The organism is Pseudomonas jinjuensis, from assembly GCF_900103845.1.
Classification (GTDB): domain Bacteria; phylum Pseudomonadota; class Gammaproteobacteria; order Pseudomonadales; family Pseudomonadaceae; genus Pseudomonas; species Pseudomonas jinjuensis.
Genome location: NZ_FNIJ01000004.1, coordinates 217,856 through 239,458, shown reverse-complemented (window position 1 = coordinate 239,458; position 21,603 = coordinate 217,856). Strand labels below are relative to the sequence as shown.

The window sequence follows — 21,603 nt, the reverse complement described above, 5'->3', positions numbered from 1 at the left end:
GCGACTGAGACGCGGCATTTCACTCCGCCGGGGGCGACGGCGAGACGCTGAGACGCTCCGTCTCACGCCGGGCCGCTGCCGGCTTCGTGCTTGTCCCCCGCAGGCGAACGGCGCTTAATGGGCGGCACAACGATAAGGACGAGAACTGGAGGCCAGCCTTGCTTCCTGCCTACTCGAAAGCCCACGTGGATTGCGTCAGCCGCGTGCTGCGCAATGCCGATCGCCTGCCCGATGCGCCGGTGCCGTCGCTGATCCTCGATTCCTGGCGGCGCTCGATGCAGACCTACCATCTCGACCCCGGTTCGCTGCAGGGCCCGCGCATCCTCAGCGAAACGGTGCTGAAGGAGTGCCGCGGGCGCGCCGAGATGTTCCTGCGCATCGCCGGCGAGGAAGTCTCGCGCCTGCATGGCCGGGTGCGCGACGCCGACTACTGCGTGCTGCTCACCGATGCCCACGGGCAGACCATCGACTACCGCGTCGAATCCGCCATCCGCGGCAACTGCCGGCGCGCCGGTCTGTACCTCGGCACCTGCTGGTCGGAAGGCGAGGAGGGCACCTGCGGCGTGGCGGCGGTGCTGACCAGCGGCCAGCCGGTCACCGTGCACAAGCGCGATCACTTCCGCGCCGCCTTCATCGGCCTGACCTGCTCGGCGGCGCCGGTATTCGACCCGCAGGGCCAGTTGCTCGGCGTGCTCGACGTCTCCGCCGTGGAATCCCCGGACGACCGCCGCAGCCAGCACCTGATCCGCCAGATGGTGGTGCAGAGCGCCCGCGAGATCGAGAACGCCTTCTTCATGCACAGCGTGCAGGGCCACTGGCTGCTGCGCGCCCATGCCGCGCCGGGCTACGTCGACAGCCAGCCGGACTACCTGTTCGGCTGGGACAACGATGGCTGCCTGGTCGCCCTCAACCCGGCTGCGCGGCGCTATCTGCAGCAGCGCTACGGGATGATTCCCCGGCACGTCGGGGAAATCTTCGACCTCGACGCCCTGCGCCGTGCGGCGGAGCAGTCGGTCTGCCGGCTTCCCGGCCATGACCTGCATGTGCGCCTGAGCGTGCCGCAGCGGCCGGTGAGCGTTGCCGTGGCGCAGCCGGGGCCGGAACAGCTCGACCCGCGCATCGCCGAAAGCCTGCGCCTGGCGGTGCGGGTCAAGGACCGCAACCTGCCGGTGCTGATCCATGGCGAAACCGGCGCCGGCAAGGAAGTCTTCGCCCGCCAGCTGCACGAGGCCAGCGCGCGGCGCGACAAGCCGTTCGTGGCGCTGAACTGCGCGGCGATCCCGGAAAGCCTGATCGAGAGCGAGCTGTTCGGTTACGTCGCCGGCGCCTTCACCGGGGCGTCCGGCAAGGGCATGCAGGGGCTGTTGCGGCAGGCCGACGGTGGAACCCTGTTCCTCGACGAGATCGGCGACATGCCGCTTGGCCTGCAAACCCGTCTGCTGCGTGTGCTCGCCGAGGGCGAGGTGGCGCCGCTGGGTGCCGCGCGCAGGCAGCAGGTGGATATCCAGGTGATCTGCGCCAGCCACCGCGACCTGGCGGCGCTGGTGGCGTCCGGCGAGTTCCGCGAGGACCTGTACTTCCGCCTCAGCGGCGCGCGCTTCGAACTGCCGCCGCTGCGGGAGCGCAGTGACAGGCTGGCGCTGATCAAGCGCATCCTCGACGAGGAAGCTTCGCGCTGCGGCGTGCGCCTGGGCCTGGCCGGCGCGGCGCTGGAATGCCTGCTCGGCTATCGCTGGCCGGGCAACGTGCGCCAGCTGCGCCATGTGCTGCGCTATGCCTGCGCGGTGTGCGGTGGCAATGTCATTCAGGTGGACGACCTGCCCGTCGATGTGCGTGGGGAGTCACCTTCGGCCGGCTTCGGTGAAGTGGCCGACAGTCCCGAACGCCAGGCCCTGCTCGACGCACTGGTGCGGCACCGCTGGAAGCCGGGGCCGGCTGCCGAAGCCCTGGGCATCTCCCGCGCGACGCTGTACCGGCGGGTGAACCAGCACGGCATAGAAATGCCCGGAAAAAGCCGCCAGCGCTGACCGTGGCGTAGGGCGGGTTGCACCCGCCCTACAGGGAGCGCCGACCCCCTGTAGGAGCGGGCCATGCCCGCGACCCATGGTTCATCGTTCCACCGAGAATTCGCGTGGGAATTGCGATGTTCAACGCTACCCATTATTTAAATTTTTACATTAATAAATTTAATTAAATTATTGATTTATATGAATTTGTTTCTTTTGGTGAATGTATGGTGCATCGGATGGACCTTCCCTCATGGAGACGCCGCTGGTGGTGCGGGGTCGCGGGCATGGCCCGCTCCTACAGATTCGTGTAAAGCATGAGATATAGTTTATAACTATTTGATTTATATAAAATAAGTAAAGTTAAAGTAATTTCTCAGGTCACACCGCCGAAAACCTCTCCTCCAATCGCTGCTCCCTAAACCGCTCCAGCACGAAATCGACGAACACCCGGGTCTTCGCCGGCAGCAGTTTCTGCGCCGCGTAGTACAGCGCGGTGTTTCCGGCATCCACGTACCAGTCCGGCAGGACCCGCCGCAGCGTCCCGCTCTCCAGATAGGGCAAGGAGTGCTGCATGCTCACCAGGGTGATGCCGAGGCCCATTTCCGCCGCCCGGCAGGCGGCTTCCGGGTCGCTCATGATCATGCGTTCGCGCAGGTCGATCGGCGCCTGGGCTTTTTGGCGATTGCTCAGCGGCCAGGTGCGGATGCGGCCGGTCTGTGGCGAACGGATGCGAATGCCGTCGAATTCGGCAAGATCGGCGGGGCTGGTGATGACTGGCTTGTCCTGCAGGTAGGCAGGCGCGGCGAGCAGCACCAGATGCGCCGGCGAGAGCTTGCGCGCCACTACGCCGGGCGGCAGTTCGAAACCGCCGCCGATGGCCGCATCGAAGCCCTCGCCGATGAGGTCGACCTGGCGGTTGTCGAAGTGCCAGTCCGGCTTGATCGCCGGGTAGCGTTCGAGGAAGTCTCCGAGCAGCGGCACGATGTAGTCGCGGCCGAACGACTGGCCCATGCTCACCTTCAGCGTCCCGCTCGGCTGGCCGGCGGCTCCGGCCAGGTTGTCGATGGCGTTGCGGATGCTGGCGAGGCCGCCGCCGACCTCGGCGAGAAAACGTTCGCCGGCTTCGGTCAGCGTCAGGCTGCGGGTGCTGCGCTGGAACAGGCGCACGCCGAGGCTGCCCTCCAGCCGTGCCACGTTCTTGCCCACCGCGGCGGGGGTGAGGCCCAGACGCCGCGCGGCCGCGGCGAAACTGCCGGATTCGGCGCTGCGGACGAAGCATTCGATGCTGCTGAGGGATTCCATGCTGCCTACCTAAACCATTGGTATCGACTGAATATAGCGATTACCGGCTACACGGTTGGTAATTCCGGGTAGAGACTGGTCCCCGTCCTTTCCCACTTTCCGTTACGAGGATCACAGCATGACCCAGCAGACTTCATCGCTCGCCGGCAAGGTCGCCTTCGTCCAGGGCGGCTCGCGCGGCATCGGCGCGGCCATCGTCCAGCGCCTGGCCCGCGAAGGCGCAACCGTCGCCTTCACCTACGTCAGCTCGGCGCAGAAGGCCGATGAACTGGCCGCCGCCATCGAAGCCAGGGGTGGTCGCGCGCTGGCCATCCAGGCCGACAGCGCCGACGCCGGCGCGCTGCAGGCGGCCATTGCCCAGGTCGCGGAGACCTTCGGGCGCATCGATATCCTGGTGAACAATGCCGGCGTGCTGGCGATTGCGCCGGTGGACGAGATGACCCTGGAAGACTTCGATCGCACCATCGCGGTCAACGTGCGCAGCGTGTTCGTCGCCACCCAGGCGGCGGTGAAACACATGGGTGCGGGCGGCCGGGTCATCACCATCGGCAGCACCAACGCCGAGCGCATGCCGTTCGCCGGCGGCAGTGTGTATGCCATGAGCAAGTCGGCCATCGTCGGCCTGACCAAGGGCCTGGCGCGCGACCTCGGCCCGCGCGGGATCACCGTGGTGGACGTGCAGCCGGGGCCGGTGGATACCGACATGAATCCGGCCGAGGGCGAGTTCGCCGATTCGCTGAAGCCACTGATGGCGGTGGGGCGCTATGGCCGCGTCGAGGAGATCGCCTCCTTCGTCGCCTATCTGGCGGGCCCGGAATCCGGCTACATCACCGGCGCCAGCCTGCTGATCGACGGCGGCTTCTCCGCCTGACCGCCACGCAGCGGCCGCCCCTCACTGGGCGCGGTCGCGACTCTGGATGTTCCAGTGGCGGGCGCTGCCGGCGAGGCTTTCCGAGAGCAGTTCCACCTGTTCGTAGAGGCGCAGGCTCAGCCAGTAGAAGCCCTGCTGCTCGAAGGAGTCGCTGAGGTTGTGCGGGCGTTCCGTCACATGCACCAGGCCCTGGCATTCCTGCACCAGCTTGCGGGTGCGGCTGAACTTCAGCGCATGGGCCGATTGCAGCAGCAGGCGGACGGTCAGGGTGCGATGTTCGTCGAGACTGGCGGGAATCGGCTCGATCTCGCCGGCCTGGGCGGCGAACTGGCGCGAGGCGATCAGCGATTCCAGGGTGCCCATGATGGCGCGGTGATTGCGCTGGATGTTTTCCAGGTCCCGCAGAGGCATGCCGGTTTCCCGCGCCACCGGAGGCAGGTGGGCGCGCGCTGCGACAAGCCGGTGATCCAGTTCTTCCAGCTGGCTGGCGAAATTCTCGGCGCTGAAATCGGTATCGCTGGTCAGTTGGCCGTAGATCCTCGCGCAGGCGCGCAGGTTGTCCGACAGCAGGTAGCGCCAGACGTACACCGCGCGCAGCGGGTAGATCTGCGCGAAGAGCAGCGCCAGCCCGACCCCGAGCAGCACGTTGAACGACCGCCAGAGCCCTTCGGTGATGCCATTGACGCCCGGCTCGGCGACGATGAACAGGGTGATCCCGGCGAGCAGCGCGACGTAGCCGGCGCTGCGGATGGCGTAATAGGCGGAAACCGCCCCCAGGCATGCCATCAGCAGATGCACCAGCGCTATCGAGCCGCTGTACTGGCCGACCAGCATCACGCCCAGCCCCGCCGCGGCGCCTACCAGGGTGCCGACCACCCGCTCGTAGGACTTTCCGCGAATGGTGCCCTGGTGCAGCAGGCCGCCCATCACCACCAGCACCGTGATCGAGGACCACAGGCCGTGCGGAATGTGCAGGGCGCTGGCGAGCAGCATGGAGGCCAGCAGCGCCAGCCCGACCCGGGCGCAGTGGATCCAGGCGGCATAGCGGTAGCGGGTATAGGGATTGGCCAGGCGGCGGAAGGGCAGCGTCAGGAAGTGCGGGAGTTTCGCCACGGCGATGCGGGCTCCTTTGCGGCGGCTGGCTGGGGGCGAAGCTGCCAGTCAGCTTAGGCGTAGCGGAGCGCTTTTCACGCCCCGCCGGCGAGAACCTCAGACCACCGAGGTGGCGATGTAGATGCGGTAGCTGATGATCGACAGCATGCACAGCACGCCGATCCACATCATCAGCACGCCGCTGCTGCGGGCACGGTAGGTGAAGCCGAGGCCGATCATGAACATGCCGAAGATGATGATGGCGAGGGTGGTGTAGAGGGAGTCCATATCGCGTCCTTGTCCGTTCGTCGATCCATCCAGTTTAAGCCGGCGAAGCGGCATGCGGATTGATCCGCGACGCGAACGTCATTCCTCCGGCTTCTTCGCCAGCAACTCGGCCAGCCCGGCCAGCGCCTTGTGCGTCACCTTCGGGCCCTGCTGGGCGCCGGCGTCGCTGCCCTGGTAGTGCGCATCGACCTGGCGCTGGTGCTCGTTGTCGTGGCAGTAGAGGCAGAGCAGCTCCCAGTTGGAACCGTCTTCCGGGTTGTTGTCGTGGTTGTGGTCGCGATGGTGCACGGTCAGCTCGCTGAGACGCTTGCCGCTGAACTCCCGGCCGCAGCGGCCGCAGATCCAGGGGTACATCTTCAGCGCCTTTTCCCGATAGCTCTTTTCGCGCTGGCGTTGGGCCTCGGCGAGGAGGGCGTCGACCTTGGAGGGTGGGGTGCTCATGGGGATGGCCTGTTCGTGGAGGTTTTGTTCAGCATAAATCCGGGAGGGCGGTAGGGCGACATTGGCGATGATTCGTAGGCTCCATCGATCCACCATGGCCGGCACGCGGCCCCGCAATGGTGGATGAAAGAAGCCTCATCCACCCTACGGTTCGATAGCGGCGCCGAACCGTCATCCTCGCGAACGCGGGGATCCAATAAACCGTGCAGGAGCGGGCCATGCCCGCGAATCGCGCGCATTGCGCGACCGTACCTACAAAAGTGGCACGGCATCTGTCCAAAAAAAAGAGGGCGAGGCAGTTCGACTGCCTCGCCCACCCCCTCAGCCGGCTTGTGAGGGGCAAGCAGGAATGGGTTTCAGGCCTTGTCCGCCTTGCCCGCCGCCGCGGCGAACTTCGCCAGGCGCACGTCCAGGCGGCGCGGGCGGCGGCCGTGGTCTTCGGCGGTTTCCTTGCGGCGGATGGCGTTGCGCACCATCAGCGAGCCGAGGTAGCGGATCGGCTCCGGCGGGAAATGGCCGAGCGGGCCGCGGGTCAGTGGCGAGCGGGTCCAGGCGTTGTCCAGGCCGAGCACCAGCGAGGAGAGAATCTGCCCGCCCATGTGGCACGGCCCGACGCCGCTGCCGGAATAGCCGAAGCCGTAGAAGACGTTGCCCGCCGATCCGAGCTGGCCGAAGAACGGCAGGCCGGTCACCGAGCGGTCGGACGGGCCGTTCCAGCTCGCCGCGATGGGCACCTCGGCGAAGGCCGGGAAGAACTCGCCGAGGCTCTGGCGCAGCAGGTCGACATAGGGCGAGGGACGGTCGAACACCGGCAGCATGCGCCCGCCATAGGCGAAGGTGTTGCCGCCCTTGCCGAGCATGATCCGGCCGTCCGGGGTGTTGTGGTAGTAGTGCACGAAGATGCGCGAATCTAGCACCGTCACGCCCGAGGTCAGGCCGATTTCCCTCAGCAGGTCGGGGCGCGGCTCGGTGACGATCATGTCGCTGGAGACGATCGCCACGCTGCGTTCGAACTGCGGGAAGGCCCGCGCCATCCAGGCGTTCATCGCCAGCACCACGCGGTCGGCGGTCACCGCGCCATGCGGCGTGCGCACGGTCGCCGGGCGGCCTTCCCCGAGGCCGGTCATAGGCGTGCCTTCGTAGAGGCGCACGCCCAGCTGCAGGGCGACCCGGCGCAGGCCGCGCACCAGCTTGCCCGGCTGCACGCTGGCGGCGGCGGGGGAGAACCAGCCCTCCAGGTGCTTGCGCGAGCCGGCCAGGCGCTGCACATGGGCCAGCGGCAGCTTGCGGAAGGAGTTGATGCCGTGTTCTTCCAGCGCGGCGATCACGCCGTCGGTGGCGCCCACCTGGGCGGCGTTGGTGGCGGTGTAGAGGGTGCCGTCGAGACGGTAGTCGGCATCCACCGCGTATTTCTCGCAGAACGCGCCGATGGCGTGGATGCTGCGCTCCGACTCCCGCACCAGGCGGATCGCTTCCGGGAGGCCGAACAACCGCGCCAGGGTGAAGAACTTCGCCGACCAGGACAGCGCGCAGCCGCCGTTGCGCCCGCTGGCGCCGGCGCCGCAGATGTCCGCCTCGACTATCACCACGTCGAGCGCCGGGTTCTGCTCCTTGAGCATGATCGCGGTCCACAGGCCGGTGTAGCCGCCGCCGACGATGCAGACGTCGGCGCGGGTGTCCTGCTGCAGCGGGGTGGCTCGGTCGCTGTCGAGCTTCAGGGCCTGGTCGAGCCAGAACGGACGCATGGGATGTTCTCCAGAAGATGCGGAAGACAGGGGAAAGGGGCGGCACATCCTTGTGCCCGGGTGACTCAGGTGCGCGCGGGGCTGACCTGGACCGGCTGGTTGGGTACGCGCGAAGCTTCGGTTTTCGCGCCTTCCGGCCGGCTGTTCCAGTGCGGGATCAGGATGGCGGAGGCGAGCAGCGCGGTGGCGGCGAAGCAGATGAAGATGGTGTAGGTGTCGAAGTAGCCCGGCAGCAGGCCGCCGAGGATCGCGCCGATCGAGCCGCAGCCGTTGACGAACCCGGCGGCGGTGCCGGCGGCCTTGCCGGTGCCGAAGTCGATGGCGGCGGCGCCGCTGAGCATCGAGTCCGGTCCGTAGAGGGTCAGGCCCATCATGAACAGCAGGGCGAATACCAGCATGGCGCTGCCGGTCTGCATGGCCGGGACGAACAGCGCCAGGCAGGCGGTCAGGGCGACCAGGCTGATCACGCAGGCCGGCATGCGGCGGGCGCCGAAGATCTTGTCCGAAGCCAGGCCGATGAGGATCGGACCGAGCAGGCCGGCGATCTCGAAGGAGGTCGGCAGGATCGCCGCGCCGACCTTGCCGAGCGACGGCATGCGCTCGTAGACGATCACCGGGCCCCACAGCAGGATCGCGTAGCGCGCCGGCTTGAGCATGAAGTAGGCGAGGCCGAGGGTCAGCACGGTGCGGTTGCGCAGGATCACCGACAGGGTTTCCCAGAAGCCCGGGTTCTGCCCCTCCGGCTTGAAGCCGGCGTAGCGCACCGCTTCCGGCTCGTCGCCATCGACCGGCGGCAGGCCGACGTCCTGCGGGCGATTGCGCTGCAGCAGGAGGAACAGTACGGCGACCAGGGCGACCACCGCGGCGGAGGAGAAGAACGCCGCCTGCCAGTTGCCGAACACCGAATAGGCCCACCAGCCGGCGAAGGGCGAGGCGACCAGCCCGCCGAAGGCGTAGCAGGTGCTCCACAGCCCGAGTATGCGGCCGCGTTCATGGGTGGCGAAGAAGCTCCCCATGTTCTTGCACAGGCCGGACCAGCCGGTGGATTGCGCCAGACCCTGGACCACCATGCAGGTGGCGAAGATCGGCAGGGTGGCGAAGGAGCCCATGACCAGGGCGGCGATGGCGGAGATCAGCAGGCCGCCGAACACCACCACGCGCGGCCCGAAGCGGTCGGCGAAGACGCCCCAGGTAAACTGGCCGACGGCGTAGGCCGCCAGGTACATGGCGTCGAGGTTGGCCATGGCGGCCTTGTCGAGCTCGAAGGAAGGATCCTCGGCGATGCCGAGCTTGGCGACCGAGAAGGCCTTGCGGGTGAAATAGAACGCCGCATAGGCGATCCAGGTGATAGCGAAGATCTGCACGCGCCAACGCTGCATGTTCGGCTTTGGTGCGCTGCCGATTGGATTGCTCATCTGATCTGACCTCATTGTTGTAGGTGTGCCGGCAGTCAGTGGTAAAGCCTTGTTTTTATTGTGTCGTTCGCACGTCTGGAGCACTTCTCGCGCCATTCCGGGGGCACGGGTCAGATTCGGTTGATCGGCGAGGTTCGTCAGGTTCCGGCGTGGTCGCCGTGGCCTGGTGAAACAGATGGAATCAATTTCTGATAAATAAATGAAATCGATTTATCAAATTTTAAAAATAAGTTTTGCTTGTAAGTCGAAAGGCCAGGATGGCAAAGTCCGCAGAATCAGACCGAGCGGTCATATTCTGTCAGGAATGCCGGATTCGGTCGCAAACCCCCGATCACTGGCTGCCGAGGCGCACGATGTCGGTTTCCCACGCACAACTGAAAGCCTTCCATGCCGTGGCCCTGCACGGCAGCTTCACCCGCGCCGCCGAGCGCCTGTTCCTCACCCAGCCGGCGGTTTCCGACCAGGTGCGCAAGCTGGAGGAGCGCTATGGTGTGCTGCTGTTCCACCGCAACAAGCGCTCGGTGCGCCTGACCGAACTGGGCGAGCGGCTGCTTTCGGTCACCCAGCGGCTGTTCGTCATCGAGGCCGAGGTGGAGGAACTGCTGGCCGCGTCCAGCGCCCTGCAGACCGGCAGCCTGACCCTGGCGGTGGACGCCGCGGTGCACCTGCTGTCGCAGGTGGCGCGTTTCTGCCAGGAGTATCCGGGCATCCGCGTGCGCATCGAAACCGGCAACACCGACGAGTCGCTGCAGGCGCTGTTCGACTACCAGGCCGACCTGGCGCTGCTCGGCCGCGAAGTGGAGGACGAGCGCCTGCTGTCGATCACCCTGCGCCGCGACCCGATCGTCGCCTTCGTCGCCAGCAGCCATCCCTGGGCCGGGCGCGAATCGATCCGCCTGGCCGATCTCGACGACGCGCCGCTGGTGCTGCGCGAGCAGGGCTCGGTGACGCGGCAGACGCTGGAGGAGGAAATGCACCGCGCCGGTTTGCGCATCCGCCCGGCGATCGAGGTGGAAGGCCGCGAGGCCGCACGCGAGGCGGTGGTGGCGGGGATCGGCGTGGGCGTGGTGTCGGCGGCGGAATTCGGCTCGGACAGCCGCGTGCACGCCCTGCCGATCCTCGATTGCCAGCGGCACATGAGCGAGACGCTGGTGTGCCTGCGCGAGCAGAGCAGCCGCAGGGTGGTGGCCACCTTCCTCGATGTGGTGCGGGGGGAGCTGGCATAGGGTTCTTTGCAGGAGCCAGCTTGCTGGCGACGCGGTGTGGAAGCGCTTCGCGAGCAAGCTCGCTTCTACAGGTGCATAGGGGCGTTTTCGTAGGACGCATGACGCGCCGGCGTCATCCGCGCCCGCGAAAGAAGTCCCCCGGTAGCTACCGGACCTCAACTCCCGCCCGCCGCATCAACGCCACCGCCTCGTCGAGGGACCCGTCGATATCCAGCCCCCGGCAGGCATCGAGCAGCAACACCACGTCGAAGCCCTGCCGCCGCGCGTCCAGCGCCGAGTAGAGCACGCAGAAGTCGGTCGCCAGGCCGCTGAGGAACAGGCGGTGCAGGCCGCGCTCCTGCAGGTAGCCGGCCAGCCCGGTGGGTGTCTTCCGGTCGTTCTCGCAGAAGGCGGAGTAGGAGTCGATTTCGGCGCGGTAGCCCTTGCGGATGATGAGTTCCGCGCGGTCGAGACGCAGGTCCGGGTGGAAGGCGGCGCCGTGGCTGCCCTGCACGCAGTGGTCGGGCCAGAGGGTCTGTTCGCCGTAGCTCACCTGGATGGTCTCGAACGGCGCGCGGCCCTGGTGGCTGCTGGCGAAGCTGAGGTGTCCGGGCGGGTGCCAGTCCTGGGTCAGGATGATATGGGCGAAGGAATCGGCCAGCCGGTTGATCGCCGGGACGACATCCTCGCCACCCGGTACCGCCAGCGCGCCACCGCTGCAGAAGTCGTTCTGCACGTCGGTCACCAGCAGTACGTCATGTTCGCCCGGGTTCAGTTCGGTGTTCATGCGGGTACCTCTTCCTTCAGCATCGCCCGGCATGGCGCGGCGTCAAAGGTCATCCGTCAGCCCTTGCCGCGCCGCGCATCGCCCCAGACCGTCCGGCGAGGCGGGCGCCCTCGCTCGGCCAAAGCCGGAGCGGCTCGGGCACCAGCGGAAGAAATCCTGCAAAGGAGCCCCGCACCGGCCTGAGCCGGCACGGGGCGCAACGCATCCCTATTCGGCTGGTTTCACCGGAATTTCCTTCTCCGGCTTGATGGCTTCGGGGTGTTTCGGCAGCGCGACGGTCAGCACGCCCTTGCTGAAGCTGGCGCTGATCCGCTCGGCGTCGATGTCCTTGGGCAGGTTGAAGACGCGCTGGAAGGAGCCGTAGTGGCGTTCGGAGAGGTAGTAGTCCTTCTGCTTGTCTTCCTTTTCCTCCTTCTTCTCGCCCTTGATGATCAGGTTGCCGTTGGCCAGCCTGACCTGGATGTCCTTCTCCTCCAGGCCGGGCAGTTCGGCGGTGATCTCGTAGGCGTTGTCCTTTTCGGCGATGTCCACGGCGGGCAGTTTCTGGCCGGGCATGGGGCGCCGCCAGAAGGGTTCGAAGTCGAAGGCGCTACGGCCGAAGGGCAGGTGCAGCGGGCTGCGGCTGAAGTCCTCGAACAGGCGGTCGATCTGCTGGCGGAGATTTTCCAGGGGGTGCCAGGTTTCCGACGTTGCCGGTGTCTTGCGGGATTCTTCCGAGGTTTGGATCGGAAGTTCTTTTTCTTCGCTAGCCATTTTGGATTCCTCCTGAGGATGAATCTGAAGAGAGCCATAGCTGATTCTGAAATCGCTGCAGGCGCTTTCCTTGATTCTTGTCAAACCGATGGCAGGTCCTGCGCAGGCCTGTCCGGGAGCGCCTGCAGGTCCAGCGTATGGATGATCTGGGCGGGATCGTTGGGGTCGTGTTCGGCGCGGAATCCCAGGTAGCGGGCCAGTTCGTGCAGGGGCTCGTTGGCTGCCGCATCGACCGAAAACATCTGCCTGAAGCCGTTGCGTTTCGCGCAGTCGGCCAGATGGCGCATCAGCGCCACGGCCAGGCCGCGGTGCTGCCAGGCATCGGCGACGGTCACCGCGCATTCGCAGCGCTGCTCGTCCTCGCTGACGGCATAGCGGCTGACGCCGACCTCGACCAGCTCGCCGTTCTGGTGCACCAGGGCGACGTAGGCCATGGTCTGCCGGTAGTCCAGCTGCATCAGCTGGTCGAGGAGGGCGGGCGTGGCTTCCCGCATCGCGCAGAGGAAGCGGAAGCGACGCGCCTCCGGCGACAGGTTGCGGATGAATTCGGCTTCGCGCTCCCGGTCCTCGGGCTTGAGCGGCCGGATCAGCACGTGGCTGCCATCGTTGAGGGTTTCTATCCAGTGGCCGGCGGCGCGGGCGGCGGAGGCGATGTCGGCGGGAAGCGTGGCGGGCGTGGGCATGGGCGATCTCCTGGGTGGGGACGAGAGGAAGCTGTCCTCACATCTTCTATGCCTCCCGGAAATCGCCTTCTTGATAAAAATCATCCAGGCCCCTGCCGTCCGTCATTGCGGCACTTGCCCGACTGCCGGAGCGCGGTCGCGGATGAGCGGGGGAAAGTCCTCGGCATTCAGCGACTCGCGTTCCTGCAGCAGCCGCGCGCCCTCGTCGAGGTCGGCGCGGCGGCTGTCCAGCAGTTCCCTGGCGCGGCCGTAGGCTTCGTCGAGCAGGCGGCGGATGCACAGGTCCACCTCCCGCGCGGTCTCTTCCGAGTAGTCCTTCTCGCGCAGCGCGGGGTGGTCGCCTAGGTAGCCCGGCCCCTGCTTTTCCAGCACCGCCTGGCCCAGTTCGTCGCTCATGCCGAAGCGCGTGACCAGCTGGCGGGCGATGTCCGTGGCCTTCGCCAGGTCGTCGGCGGCGCCGGTGGACACCTCGTCGAACACCAGGGATTCCGCGGCGCGCCCGGCGAGCAGCACGACCATGCGGTCCTTCAGCTCCTGGCGGCCGATGAGGAAACGGTCCTCGGTCGGGCGCTGCAGGGTGTAGCCCAGCGCGCCGATGGCGCGCGGGATGATCGAGACCTTGTGCACCGGGTCCATGCCCGGCAGCGACACCGCGGCCAGCGCGTGGCCCATCTCGTGGTAGGCCACCACCAGGCGGTCGTGGGGCTGCAGCAGCCGGCTCCTGCGCTCGATGCCGGCGACGATGCGCTCCACCGCCGCGGTGAAGTCCTCCATGCTCACCGCCTCGGCGCCGCGCCGGGTGGCGATGATCGCCGCCTCGTTGACCAGGTTGGCCAGGTCGGCGCCGGTGAAGCCGGTGGTGAGCCCGGCGATCTGCCCGCAATCGACGCCGGGCTGGGTCTGGATGCGCTTCATGTGCACCCTGAGGATGGCCTCGCGGCCGCGCCGATCCGGCCGGTCGATGAGGATCTGGCGGTCGAAGCGGCCGGAGCGCAGCAGGGCGGGGTCGAGGATTTCCGGGCGGTTGGTGGCGGCCAGCAGCACCACGCCCTCGCGCGGGTCGAAGCCGTCCAGTTCGGCGAGCAGCTGGTTGAGGGTCTGTTCCTTCTCGTCGTTGCCGCCGTAGGCGCCGATCCCGCGCATCTTGCCGAGGGCGTCCAGCTCGTCGATGAAGATGATGCAGGGCGCGGACTTGCGCGCCTGCTCGAACAGGTCGCGGACCCGCGCGGCGCCGACCCCGACGAACATCTCGACGAACTCCGAGCCGGAAATCGAGAAGAACGGCACCCCGGCCTCGCCGGCCACCGCCTTGGCCACCAGGGTCTTGCCGGTGCCGGGCGGGCCGACCAGCAGGATGCCCTTGGGCACCCGCGCGCCGAGGCGGCCGTAGCGCGGCTGGTCCTTGAGGAAGGAGACGACTTCCTGCAGTTCCGCCTTGGCCTCGTCGATGCCGGCGACGTCGGCGAAGGTCACCCCGGTATCGCGCTGGACGAACACCTTGGCTTTGGAGCGGCCGACGTTGACCAGCCCACCGAAGCCCTGCTTGTCGGCGAAACCGCGGAACAGGAAGCTCCACATGGCGAAGATGAAGATGAACGGCAGCAGCCAGCCGAGCAGGGTGGAGAGGAAGGTGTTCTCCTTCACCCCGCGGAACTTCGCCTGGGAATCGGCGAGCTGACCGGCCAGGGCCGGATCGACCCGTTCGGTGACGAAGTTGCTGCGGCCGTTGATGGGTTCCTTGAGGGTCCCGCTGATGCGCTGCTGGTCGACGCGCAGCTCGCCCAGCTTGCCCTGGTCGAGCAGGGTGAGGAATTCGCTATAGGGGATTTCCTCCACCGAACGCTGCTCCGCCCACCAGCTTTGCAGGAGCAGCAGGGCGCTGAAGGTGACGATGAAATACCAGATGTTCCACTGATGTCGCTTCTCCATGACGGGGCTCCAGTCGCGGCGAGGGCATGGCCTTCATCAGTCTGGACGCCGTGGGGCGGGCGGGGTTGATGAATATCAAGCTCGACCGGGGGAAGCGCGATGGACATGAAAGCGTTTCATGGTTCCCACGCTCCCGCGTGGGAACCCAGGAGCGTGGGAACGATAAGGGTGACGTTGTAGGAGCGGGCCATGCCCGCGACCCGCCGATGGCGCCCCGCAGGTCGGGCTCAGATCGACAGACTCACCACCCTGTCGCCCGCGGTGCTCTCCAGCGGCCGGCGCTTGTTCACCACCAGTTCGCCGATCCTGATCAGCTGCGCGCGCACCACGTTGCGGCTGAGGCCGAGCAGGTTGGCGGTGTGCACCTGGTTATGGTGGCAGAAGCGGTAGGCGGCGCGCAGCAGGGTGTCCTCGACCTTCTCGTGAAGGGCGCCGCCCTGTTCCTCGAACAGCCGGAGGAAGGCGCGTTGCAGCAGCGCATCGGCGGATTCGTCCTGCGCCGCGGCGCTTTCCCTGCGACGTTCCAGGCGCAGGTTGGAGAGGTGCAGGTCGCTGGCGCCGATGCGGTCGTCGCGGCAGATCAGCAGGGTGTGGTGGATGACGTTTTCCAGCTCGCGGATGTTGCCCGGCCAGCTGTAGGCCGCCAGCTTGCGCTGGGCGTCCTCGTCGAGAGCGATCTCGCCGTAGCCCAGGCGCCGGCGGTATTCGGCGATGAAATGGCGGGCCAGCGGCAGGATGTCGCCGGGGCGTTCGCGCAGCGGGTGCAACTGCAGGCTGACGACGTTCAGCCGGTAGTACAGGTCTTCGCGGAAGTGCCCGGCGTTGATCGCCTTTTCCAGCTGCACGTTGGTCGCCGCCAGCACGCGGACATCGATCGGGATGCTCTTGCGCGAGCCGAGGCGCACCACTTCGCGTTCCTGCAGGACGCGCAGCAGCTTGACCTGGATCGGCATCGGCAGGTCGCCGATCTCGTCGAGGAACAGCGTGCCGCCGTTGGCTTCCTCGAACCAGCCGGCCTTGGAGGTCAGCGCCCCGGTGAAGGCGCCTTTCTCGTGGCCGAACAGTTCGGCTTCCACCAGCGATTCGGAGAAGGCCCCGCAGTTCACCGCGACGAAGGGGCCGTTGCGACGGGCGCTGAGGTTGTGCAGATGCCGGGCGACCAGCTCCTTGCCCGTCCCGGTCTCGCCGACGATCAGCACGCTGGCGTCGCTCGGCGCGACCTGCTGCAGGTGCGCGAGCAGCGCCTGGGATTTCGGGTCTTCGAAGACCTGCGCCGTGGCGCGGATGGAGGTGGCCAGCGCAGGGGACGGGGGGAGGGTCAGCAGTTGCATGGGCGTTTCTTCCTCAGGCGATCTTGCGCAGGTCGCTGGCACCGCCGAGCAGCGGTACGGCGCGTTCTGCCGCCAGGCGGATGCGTGCCTTGAGCGGTTCGCTGACGATCCGGTAGTCGCGGAAGTCCGCCTCGGTGCCATATACGCCGATGGGCAGGGTCAGTGACTGGAAGAAGGCGAACAGCGGGCGCAACTGGTGGTCGATGACCAGTGCGTGCAGCGGGCTGCCGCCGGTGGCGGCGAGCAGCACCGGGGTATCGACCAGCGCCTCCATGCCGACCAGGTCGAACAGGTGCTTGAGCAGGCCCGGGTAGGAGCCGCGGTAGACCGGCGAGGCGACCACCAGCAGGTCGGCGGTCTCGATGGCGCGAAGCTGTTCTTCCACCTCTTCCGGCAACTCCTTGCGCGACAGGGCGCCACCCAGCGGGCGGGCGATGTCGCTCAGCTCGATGAGGCGCGTCCGCACGGGGACCTGCAGGCGTTCGGCCAGCTCGCCGAGGATCGCCTCGGCCAGGACCAGGGTGCGCGAGGGGCGGTAGGCGCCGCCGGAGACTGCAACGATGTCGAGCGGGGTGGTCATGCGGGTGTCCTTTGCTGTTGCGGGATGGTCGGGTGTCTTCACGCTTTCCGGCATGTTGCCTGGCGGGCGCTTTGTCATTTCGCTGTTGGCTGGGCAGCGGCTGTGGAAGCAAGGTAGTTTCTTGAAAATGAATAGATAAATACTTTTTTAGAATATTTTTATATTAGAGCGATCGGGCAGCCGGAATGGCCGTGTCGCACTTTTGTTTCGGTGCGCTGCCAAAAGCACTTATCATTCAACGACATATCTTGAGGATGGCCGGATGCTGTCTGCCGTTAAGCGCTACAAGCTGATGCTCTCCGGGGCGCTGGAGCGCTATTTCCCGAGAACCACCGAGTACCTGCGCGCCGAGCAACAGGCCGCCGCGCCGAAGAAGAAGTCCCGGGCGAAGAAGTCCACCAGGACGAAACCGGCGGCCAGGAAGCAGGGCGAGGGCAAGGACAAGCCCGCGGCGGCGCGGGGAAGGTCCGCCACGGGCATCTATGCGGCCACGGCGATGAAGGTGGACGACGCGCAGGTCGCCGCCATGCGCGAGCGCGTCGCCCAGGCGGTGGCGGCCGGGGTGATCGCCATGCCGTCGGACGAGCAGTGGGCGATGATCCTCTGCCGCCAGCCGCTGACCCGCATCTTCGCCGGCGCCGGCTCGGGCAAGTCGACCACCCTGGTGCTGCGCGTGGTGTTCATGCTCTGCCACCTCGGCATCGAGCCCGGCAAGCTGACGGTGATCTCCTTCACCAACGCTTCCTGCGCGCAACTGCGCGAGCAACTGGTGAAGGTGCTCGGCTTCTGGCAGTTCCCCTTCGACGCCGCCCAGGCGCGGCAATGCGTGCGCACCTTCCACTCGGCCATGGGCGTGCTGGCGCGCGAGGCGCTGGGTAATCCGGCCTGGTTCGAGCAACTGGACGAGGAGGGCGAGCCGGACAACCCGCTGGCTTCCGCACGATTGCGCCCGCCGCAGCAGCGTCTGTTGAAACAGGCCTACCAGGATGCCTACGCCCGCGAGGCGGAATTCCGCGCCCGGGTGCATCGCCTGCTCGGCCTGCCAGCACCGGCGGAAGTGGAGGAGGGCAAGCGCCCGCGCCTGCCTCGCGAGGCGCTGGACGGCTTCAAGCTGGCCGGCGAATTCAGCCCGGCGCCGCTGTTCGAGGCCTTCCATGCCCAGGCGGGATTCATGGAGAGCATCGGTTTGCGCCTCGACCGGCTGCGTCCGCGCGAGCTGTCCTGTTCCGGCCGCGAGCGGGAATTCGTCGAGGCGCTGCTGACCTTCCACGGCTACTTCGAGGCGCGCCTGCGCGAGCGCGGCCTGATGACCTTCAACGCCGCCTTCCAACGCCTAGGCGACAGCGCCGAGAGCATCCCGGCGAAAGCCCTGGCGCCGCTCAGTCACTTGCTGATCGACGAGTTCCAGGACATCTCGCCGCAGATCGTGCAATGGCTGCAGGCGATGCACCGCGCGCTGGTGCGCCAGGGCGAGGCGGTCAGCCTGATGGCCATCGGCGACGACTGGCAGTCCATCTATGGTTGGCGCGGCAGCTCGCCGGAGCTGTTCATCGACTTCGACCGCCACTTCCCCGGTCGCGGCAGGAAGAAGAGCGTACTGCTGACCCTGGAGACCAACTACCGCTCCATCGAACCGGTGATCCGCGACGGCGAGAAGGTGCTGGACGGCGTGGCGCACAAGCAGGCCAAGGGCAGCCGGGCGTTCAGGCCGATGCAGCCGGGCGACCACGGGGTGAAGCTGGTGCGCGGCTTCGACATCCGCAGCGGCGTGCCGGAATTGCTCAAGGAAATCCGCGCGCAGTGCGAGCACGTCGCCAGTCGTGGTTCGAAGGAGCGCACCGCCGTGCTGCTGCTCAGCCGGCGCAACGAACCGCTGCAGGCGATCCAGGCGCAGCTCGACCGCAAGCTGCCGGTCAAGGCCTACACCATCCACCGCGCCAAGGGATTGCAGGCGGAAGTGGCGATCATCATCGACGACTGCGCCCCGGCGGAGGCGCACCCGCTGCGCAACGCGCTATACGCCCACTCGGGGTTCTTCCGGAACAGCTACGACCAGGCGATGCAGGACGAGGCCCTGCGCCTGGCCTACGTGGCGATCACCCGCGGAGTGAGCCGGGTGCTCTGGTATACGCGCAAGGTGCAGGGGGCGACCAGGTCGCTGGCGTAGGGTGTGTGGCGCGTCTCCATCCACCATCGGCGTGGCCGGTTGGTGGATCGATGGAGCTGATCCACCCTACGGTTCGTGCCGTGCGTATAGCGAGCGCCGATCGTTCCGATTTTCGTAGGGCGAATAACGCGCCAGCGTTATCCACCATCCCGACGATTCGTGCGGTGCCGCGCTTCCAGGAACTCAATTGTCCTGCAACGACTCAGCGAACACCGGCGCACGCTTCTCCAGTGCCGCCCGCACGGCTTCCCGCTGATTCGGGCTGCCAATGAGGCGATCCTGCTCGCGGGATTCCTCCAGCAGGACCTCGGCGGCGGTCGAATCGGTGGTCAGGTTCAGCAGGCGTTTCGCCGCGCGGACGGCGTCCGGATTGCCCTGGGCGATCTGCCGGGCGAGGGTGCGGGCGCGGGTCAGCGGTTCATCGCCCACCCAGGTCGCCAGGCCGAGCGCCTGGGCCTCCACGCCGGTGACGATGCGGCCGGTGTAGACCAGTTCGCGCAGTACGTCGCCACGTAGCACGTCGCGCAGCAGCGGGAAACACGCCATGTCCGGTATCAGCCCCCATTTGATTTCCATCAGGGAAAGCTTCGTCTCCGCTGCCACGCAACGCATATCCGCGCCCAGCGCCAACTGCAGGCCACCGCCGAAAGCCACGCCATGCACGGCGGCGATGACCGGAACCGGCAGCTCGCGCCATCCCCAGGCGGCCTGTTGCGGCTGGTTGGCGATGCCGTGGGTGCGTTGGCTCAGCGGGTGATTGCGGGCGCGACCGCCTTCGGCCATGGCGGCGAAGCTGCTCATGTCCAGGCCGGCACAGAAGGCCCGGCCCTCGCCATGCAGGACGACCGCGCGCACATTCCGCTCGCCACGCAATCGTTCCTGAGCGTCCAGCAGCGCCTCGAACATCGCCGAATCGAGCGCATTCATCTTGTCGGCGCGGTTGAGTTTGACCTCGGCGACACCTTCATCGTCGATATCGATCAGCACGCGTTCGTTCATCATGCCACCTCGCCGAATGCGCCCAGGGCGGATTGCAGGCTGCCGCGGCACTCGCTGACCATGCGCGATACCGGGTTGCTGAAGTAGCGGGCGGTGCGCTTGATCAGGGTGGTGTCGTGCTCGGTGGCAGTCAGCATGGCCGGTTTGATGTTGTCGTGGATGGCCGACTCCCGGGTCAGCATGAAACGGGTACCGGCGTTGGACACGGCCGCCGCCAGTTCCGCGCGGCCAACCCACTGCATGCCGCCTTCGACGATCGGATACTGGATGCCCAGCAGTTCGGTAATTCGGGTTTTCATGCCGCTCATACGAATGCATCTCCAGGTTCGGTAGGAGGCATGGTACGGAAGCCCGGTGCGGGGAGAGGCCACCCGCCGTGGGTAGGTCGGGCGCGGAGCTCTCCGGCGGCCTCGAATATGCGCAGGACGCCGGCCGCCCCGTGAATGCAATTACGCAGTCAGGTGAAAGCGTTCGATTACCGCTCCGATTACATGGACACCTTCGCGCCGGCCTCCGGCGTGACGCGGATCTGCATCCCGCCACTCACCCTGGTCGGGAACCGCTCCAGGCCGATCTGCCGGGTAGCCCCGGCCATGCGGGTGATCTCGACCTTGAGCGTGTCGGGGCCGAGGAGGAAGTCCACCAGCTTCTGCGAGAACGGCCAGTAGTTCAGCTCGGCCGTCAGTGCGAGCGGTCCCACGGCATCCTGCGGCACCAGGAAGGAAAACTGGCGGATATCATAGCCCTTCGGCAGCACGCGGTTGTCCGAGAGGATCTTCGCGGCGTTCCAGACCTCGATGTCCAGTACCTTGCCGTCCTTGTCGCTGAGGTGGACCTTGAAGTTTTCCGTGCCGGGCTCGATCTTGCCGTCCCTGACGGCGCCCAGCCGGTAGATCTCCCGCCCGCTGGCATCGACGACGCGGAAGTCGATCCACATTTCCCGCCCTTCCGGGAAGCCGGTGGGCAGCTTTGGGCAACAGCTGGCGCGGGCCACAGGCTTTTCGAGACGGCGATCGGGCAAAGCGGGAGTTCGGCGCCGGGGCACGCCTCTGGTCCCGGTTCCGGCGTCGGTCTGGGAAGTAATAGGTGTGAGACAGGGGAGTGTCAAGAAATTGATATGGATACTATCTGTCGTCATAAGCCATTGATTTTTAAAAGTATATTTTGAGTAACCGGTCTCGTCGGCGTTACATCCGGCGCACGGCCTGCAGTCCGGAGTGAACGGCAGTTATCGTGAATAGCTGCCGTTCGCGGACGACGACTTCGGCAGCTAGGGTTGTTCCGAAGCGGCTTCCGGCATCCAGCGCGGAACGGCTTTCTTCTCTGCCTGAACGGGCGCATGCCAATGCTGACGATCCAGGGCCTGTGCAAGAGCTATCCGACCTCCCAGGGGCCGGTTGCAGTGCTGCGCGGCGTGGACCTGGAGCTGGAGGAGGGCGGCAGCCTTGCCCTGATGGGCGAGTCCGGCAGCGGCAAGAGTACGCTGCTGCACCTGGTGGCGGGCCTCGACCGGCCGGATGCCGGAGATATCCGCCTCGCCGGCACCTCCCTGCCGACCCTTGGCGAAAGCCGGATGGCGGCCTGGCGACGCAGCGAGATCGGCCTGGTGTTCCAGCAGTTCAACCTGATCTCCAGCCTGACGGTGGAGCACAACCTGGCATTCCAGGCGCGTCTCGCGAGCCGCCTCGACCCGCGCTGGCAGGCGCAACTGGTCGAGCGGCTCGGCCTTGGCGAATTGCTCGCGCGGTATCCGGAGCAACTGTCCGTCGGCCAGCAGCAGCGTCTGGCCCTCGGCCGGGCTCTGGCCGCGCGACCGCGCCTGCTGCTGGCCGACGAGCCGACCGGCAATCTCGACGAGGCATCCGCCGGACAGGTGCTGGAACTGTTGCTGGAGCTGCTTGCGGAGTCCCGCACCACGCTGTTCATGGTCACCCATAGCCCGCAGGTGGCCGGGCGACTGCAGCGCTGCCTGGTCCTGCAGGGCGGTCGCCTGCGGGAGCCATGAC

At 66.8% G+C, this 21,603-nt stretch carries 19 protein-coding genes and 1 pseudogene; 5 read left to right on the top strand and 15 right to left on the bottom strand.

The genetic code is table 11. The features are described from left to right. Window positions 1-158: 158 nt before the first annotated feature. The gene (locus BLR75_RS07445) at window positions 159-2,027 is read left to right on the top strand and encodes a sigma-54-dependent Fis family transcriptional regulator (RefSeq protein ID WP_090416022.1); all 1,869 of its coding nucleotides are present in this window, start codon (window positions 159-161) and stop codon (window positions 2,025-2,027) included. A gap of 360 nt (window positions 2,028-2,387) precedes the next feature. Here the strand turns inward: BLR75_RS07445 and BLR75_RS07440 are convergent, their stop codons facing one another. Beyond that, window positions 2,388-3,311: a LysR family transcriptional regulator gene (locus tag BLR75_RS07440; protein ID WP_084311827.1), complete on the bottom strand. Its 924-nt coding sequence runs from the start codon at window positions 3,309-3,311 to the stop codon at window positions 2,388-2,390. A gap of 118 nt (window positions 3,312-3,429) precedes the next feature. On the opposite strand from BLR75_RS07440, the gene BLR75_RS07435 reads away from it, so the two are divergent. Beyond that, a complete protein-coding gene (locus BLR75_RS07435; RefSeq protein ID WP_084311828.1) occupies window positions 3,430-4,182 on the top strand; it encodes a 3-oxoacyl-ACP reductase family protein in 753 nt (250 codons plus the stop codon). Between the two features lie 21 nt (window positions 4,183-4,203). Here BLR75_RS07435 and BLR75_RS07430 read toward each other — a convergent pair whose 3' ends face one another. The 5 genes from BLR75_RS07430 to BLR75_RS07410 form a co-directional block, all read right to left on the bottom strand. Further along, the gene (locus BLR75_RS07430) at window positions 4,204-5,295 is read right to left on the bottom strand and encodes an FUSC family protein (protein ID WP_084311829.1); all 1,092 of its coding nucleotides are present in this window, start codon (window positions 5,293-5,295) and stop codon (window positions 4,204-4,206) included. 96 nt (window positions 5,296-5,391) lie between these two features. Then, complete coding sequence (locus BLR75_RS26685) at window positions 5,392-5,562, bottom strand: hypothetical protein (protein ID WP_090416021.1); 171 nt, start codon at window positions 5,560-5,562, stop codon at window positions 5,392-5,394. 78 nt (window positions 5,563-5,640) lie between these two features. Next, window positions 5,641-6,003, bottom strand: a complete 363-nt coding sequence (locus BLR75_RS07420) for a YajD family HNH nuclease (protein WP_084311830.1) — start codon at window positions 6,001-6,003, stop codon at window positions 5,641-5,643. Between the two features lie 356 nt (window positions 6,004-6,359). Next, the gene (locus BLR75_RS07415; protein ID WP_084311831.1) at window positions 6,360-7,748 is read right to left on the bottom strand and encodes an FAD-dependent oxidoreductase; all 1,389 of its coding nucleotides are present in this window, start codon (window positions 7,746-7,748) and stop codon (window positions 6,360-6,362) included. A gap of 65 nt (window positions 7,749-7,813) precedes the next feature. Continuing rightward, complete coding sequence (locus BLR75_RS07410; protein ID WP_084311832.1) at window positions 7,814-9,163, bottom strand: MFS transporter; 1,350 nt, start codon at window positions 9,161-9,163, stop codon at window positions 7,814-7,816. Between the two features lie 353 nt (window positions 9,164-9,516). On the opposite strand from BLR75_RS07410, the gene BLR75_RS07405 reads away from it, so the two are divergent. Then, window positions 9,517-10,389, top strand: coding sequence for a LysR substrate-binding domain-containing protein (locus tag BLR75_RS07405; protein ID WP_084311833.1), 873 nt, complete (start codon window positions 9,517-9,519; stop codon window positions 10,387-10,389). Between the two features lie 145 nt (window positions 10,390-10,534). Here BLR75_RS07405 and pncA read toward each other — a convergent pair whose 3' ends face one another. From pncA to msuE, 6 genes are all read right to left on the bottom strand, one after another. Beyond that, window positions 10,535-11,155 (bottom strand): bifunctional nicotinamidase/pyrazinamidase, encoded by a 621-nt coding sequence (pncA, locus tag BLR75_RS07400; protein WP_084311834.1) that lies wholly within the window; start codon window positions 11,153-11,155, stop codon window positions 10,535-10,537. A gap of 207 nt (window positions 11,156-11,362) precedes the next feature. After that, window positions 11,363-11,908 carry an Hsp20/alpha crystallin family protein gene (locus tag BLR75_RS07395; RefSeq protein WP_084311835.1) on the bottom strand — a complete coding sequence of 182 codons (546 nt, stop codon included), beginning with the start codon at window positions 11,906-11,908 and terminating at the stop codon, window positions 11,363-11,365. 80 nt (window positions 11,909-11,988) lie between these two features. Beyond that, the gene (locus tag BLR75_RS07390) at window positions 11,989-12,591 is read right to left on the bottom strand and encodes a GNAT family N-acetyltransferase (protein WP_084311836.1); all 603 of its coding nucleotides are present in this window, start codon (window positions 12,589-12,591) and stop codon (window positions 11,989-11,991) included. Between the two features lie 102 nt (window positions 12,592-12,693). Next, a complete protein-coding gene (ftsH, locus tag BLR75_RS07385) occupies window positions 12,694-14,520 on the bottom strand; it encodes an ATP-dependent zinc metalloprotease FtsH (RefSeq protein WP_084311837.1) in 1,827 nt (608 codons plus the stop codon). A gap of 227 nt (window positions 14,521-14,747) precedes the next feature. Further along, window positions 14,748-15,851 (bottom strand): sigma-54 interaction domain-containing protein, encoded by a 1,104-nt coding sequence (locus BLR75_RS07380; protein WP_084311838.1) that lies wholly within the window; start codon window positions 15,849-15,851, stop codon window positions 14,748-14,750. 13 nt (window positions 15,852-15,864) lie between these two features. After that, entirely contained in the window at window positions 15,865-16,431 is a 567-nt protein-coding gene (gene msuE, locus BLR75_RS07375; protein ID WP_084311839.1) for an FMN reductase, read from the bottom strand. Between the two features lie 262 nt (window positions 16,432-16,693). On the opposite strand from msuE, the gene BLR75_RS07370 reads away from it, so the two are divergent. Next, entirely contained in the window at window positions 16,694-18,598 is a 1,905-nt protein-coding gene (locus BLR75_RS07370; protein ID WP_084311840.1) for a DEAD/DEAH box helicase, read from the top strand. Window positions 18,599-18,781: 183 nt separating this feature from the next. Here BLR75_RS07370 and BLR75_RS07365 read toward each other — a convergent pair whose 3' ends face one another. The 3 genes and pseudogenes from BLR75_RS07365 to BLR75_RS07355 all read right to left on the bottom strand — a co-directional run bounded on the left by BLR75_RS07365 (window position 18,782) and on the right by BLR75_RS07355 (window position 20,534). Beyond that, a complete protein-coding gene (locus BLR75_RS07365) occupies window positions 18,782-19,600 on the bottom strand; it encodes a crotonase/enoyl-CoA hydratase family protein (protein ID WP_217633589.1) in 819 nt (272 codons plus the stop codon). Window positions 19,601-19,788: 188 nt separating this feature from the next. Then, window positions 19,789-19,905: pseudogene (locus BLR75_RS26335) on the bottom strand (nitronate monooxygenase); the annotation flags it as partial. Between the two features lie 179 nt (window positions 19,906-20,084). After that, the gene (locus BLR75_RS07355) at window positions 20,085-20,534 is read right to left on the bottom strand and encodes a hypothetical protein (RefSeq protein ID WP_307638498.1); all 450 of its coding nucleotides are present in this window, start codon (window positions 20,532-20,534) and stop codon (window positions 20,085-20,087) included. 408 nt (window positions 20,535-20,942) lie between these two features. Between BLR75_RS07355 and BLR75_RS07350 the strand changes: the two genes are divergently transcribed. Then, complete coding sequence (locus tag BLR75_RS07350; protein ID WP_084311843.1) at window positions 20,943-21,602, top strand: ABC transporter ATP-binding protein; 660 nt, start codon at window positions 20,943-20,945, stop codon at window positions 21,600-21,602. Window position 21,603 lies beyond the last annotated feature (1 nt).

Bases quoted from the DNA above. Each gene is read 5' to 3' on its own strand.
- BLR75_RS07435 (WP_084311828.1), top strand. From the start codon at position 3,430: ATGACCCAGCAGACTTCATCGCTCGCCGGCAAGGTCGCCTTCGTCCAG.
- pncA (WP_084311834.1), bottom strand. From the start codon at position 11,155: ATGAACACCGAACTGAACCCGGGCGAACATGACGTACTGCTGGTGACC.
- BLR75_RS07420 (WP_084311830.1), bottom strand. From the start codon at position 6,003: ATGAGCACCCCACCCTCCAAGGTCGACGCCCTCCTCGCCGAGGCCCAA.
- ftsH (WP_084311837.1), bottom strand. From the start codon at position 14,520: ATGGAGAAGCGACATCAGTGGAACATCTGGTATTTCATCGTCACCTTC.
- BLR75_RS26685 (WP_090416021.1), bottom strand. From the start codon at position 5,562: ATGGACTCCCTCTACACCACCCTCGCCATCATCATCTTCGGCATGTTC.
- BLR75_RS07355 (WP_307638498.1), bottom strand. From the start codon at position 20,534: ATGTGGATCGACTTCCGCGTCGTCGATGCCAGCGGGCGGGAGATCTAC.
- BLR75_RS07370 (WP_084311840.1), top strand. From the start codon at position 16,694: ATGCTGTCTGCCGTTAAGCGCTACAAGCTGATGCTCTCCGGGGCGCTG.
- BLR75_RS07365 (WP_217633589.1), bottom strand. From the start codon at position 19,600: ATGATGAACGAACGCGTGCTGATCGATATCGACGATGAAGGTGTCGCC.
- msuE (WP_084311839.1), bottom strand. From the start codon at position 16,431: ATGACCACCCCGCTCGACATCGTTGCAGTCTCCGGCGGCGCCTACCGC.
- BLR75_RS07380 (WP_084311838.1), bottom strand. From the start codon at position 15,851: ATGCAACTGCTGACCCTCCCCCCGTCCCCTGCGCTGGCCACCTCCATC.
- BLR75_RS07440 (WP_084311827.1), bottom strand. From the start codon at position 3,311: ATGGAATCCCTCAGCAGCATCGAATGCTTCGTCCGCAGCGCCGAATCC.
- BLR75_RS07395 (WP_084311835.1), bottom strand. From the start codon at position 11,908: ATGGCTAGCGAAGAAAAAGAACTTCCGATCCAAACCTCGGAAGAATCC.
- BLR75_RS07350 (WP_084311843.1), top strand. From the start codon at position 20,943: ATGCTGACGATCCAGGGCCTGTGCAAGAGCTATCCGACCTCCCAGGGG.
- BLR75_RS07415 (WP_084311831.1), bottom strand. From the start codon at position 7,748: ATGCGTCCGTTCTGGCTCGACCAGGCCCTGAAGCTCGACAGCGACCGA.
- BLR75_RS07390 (WP_084311836.1), bottom strand. From the start codon at position 12,591: ATGCCCACGCCCGCCACGCTTCCCGCCGACATCGCCTCCGCCGCCCGC.
- BLR75_RS07405 (WP_084311833.1), top strand. From the start codon at position 9,517: ATGTCGGTTTCCCACGCACAACTGAAAGCCTTCCATGCCGTGGCCCTG.
- BLR75_RS07410 (WP_084311832.1), bottom strand. From the start codon at position 9,163: ATGAGCAATCCAATCGGCAGCGCACCAAAGCCGAACATGCAGCGTTGG.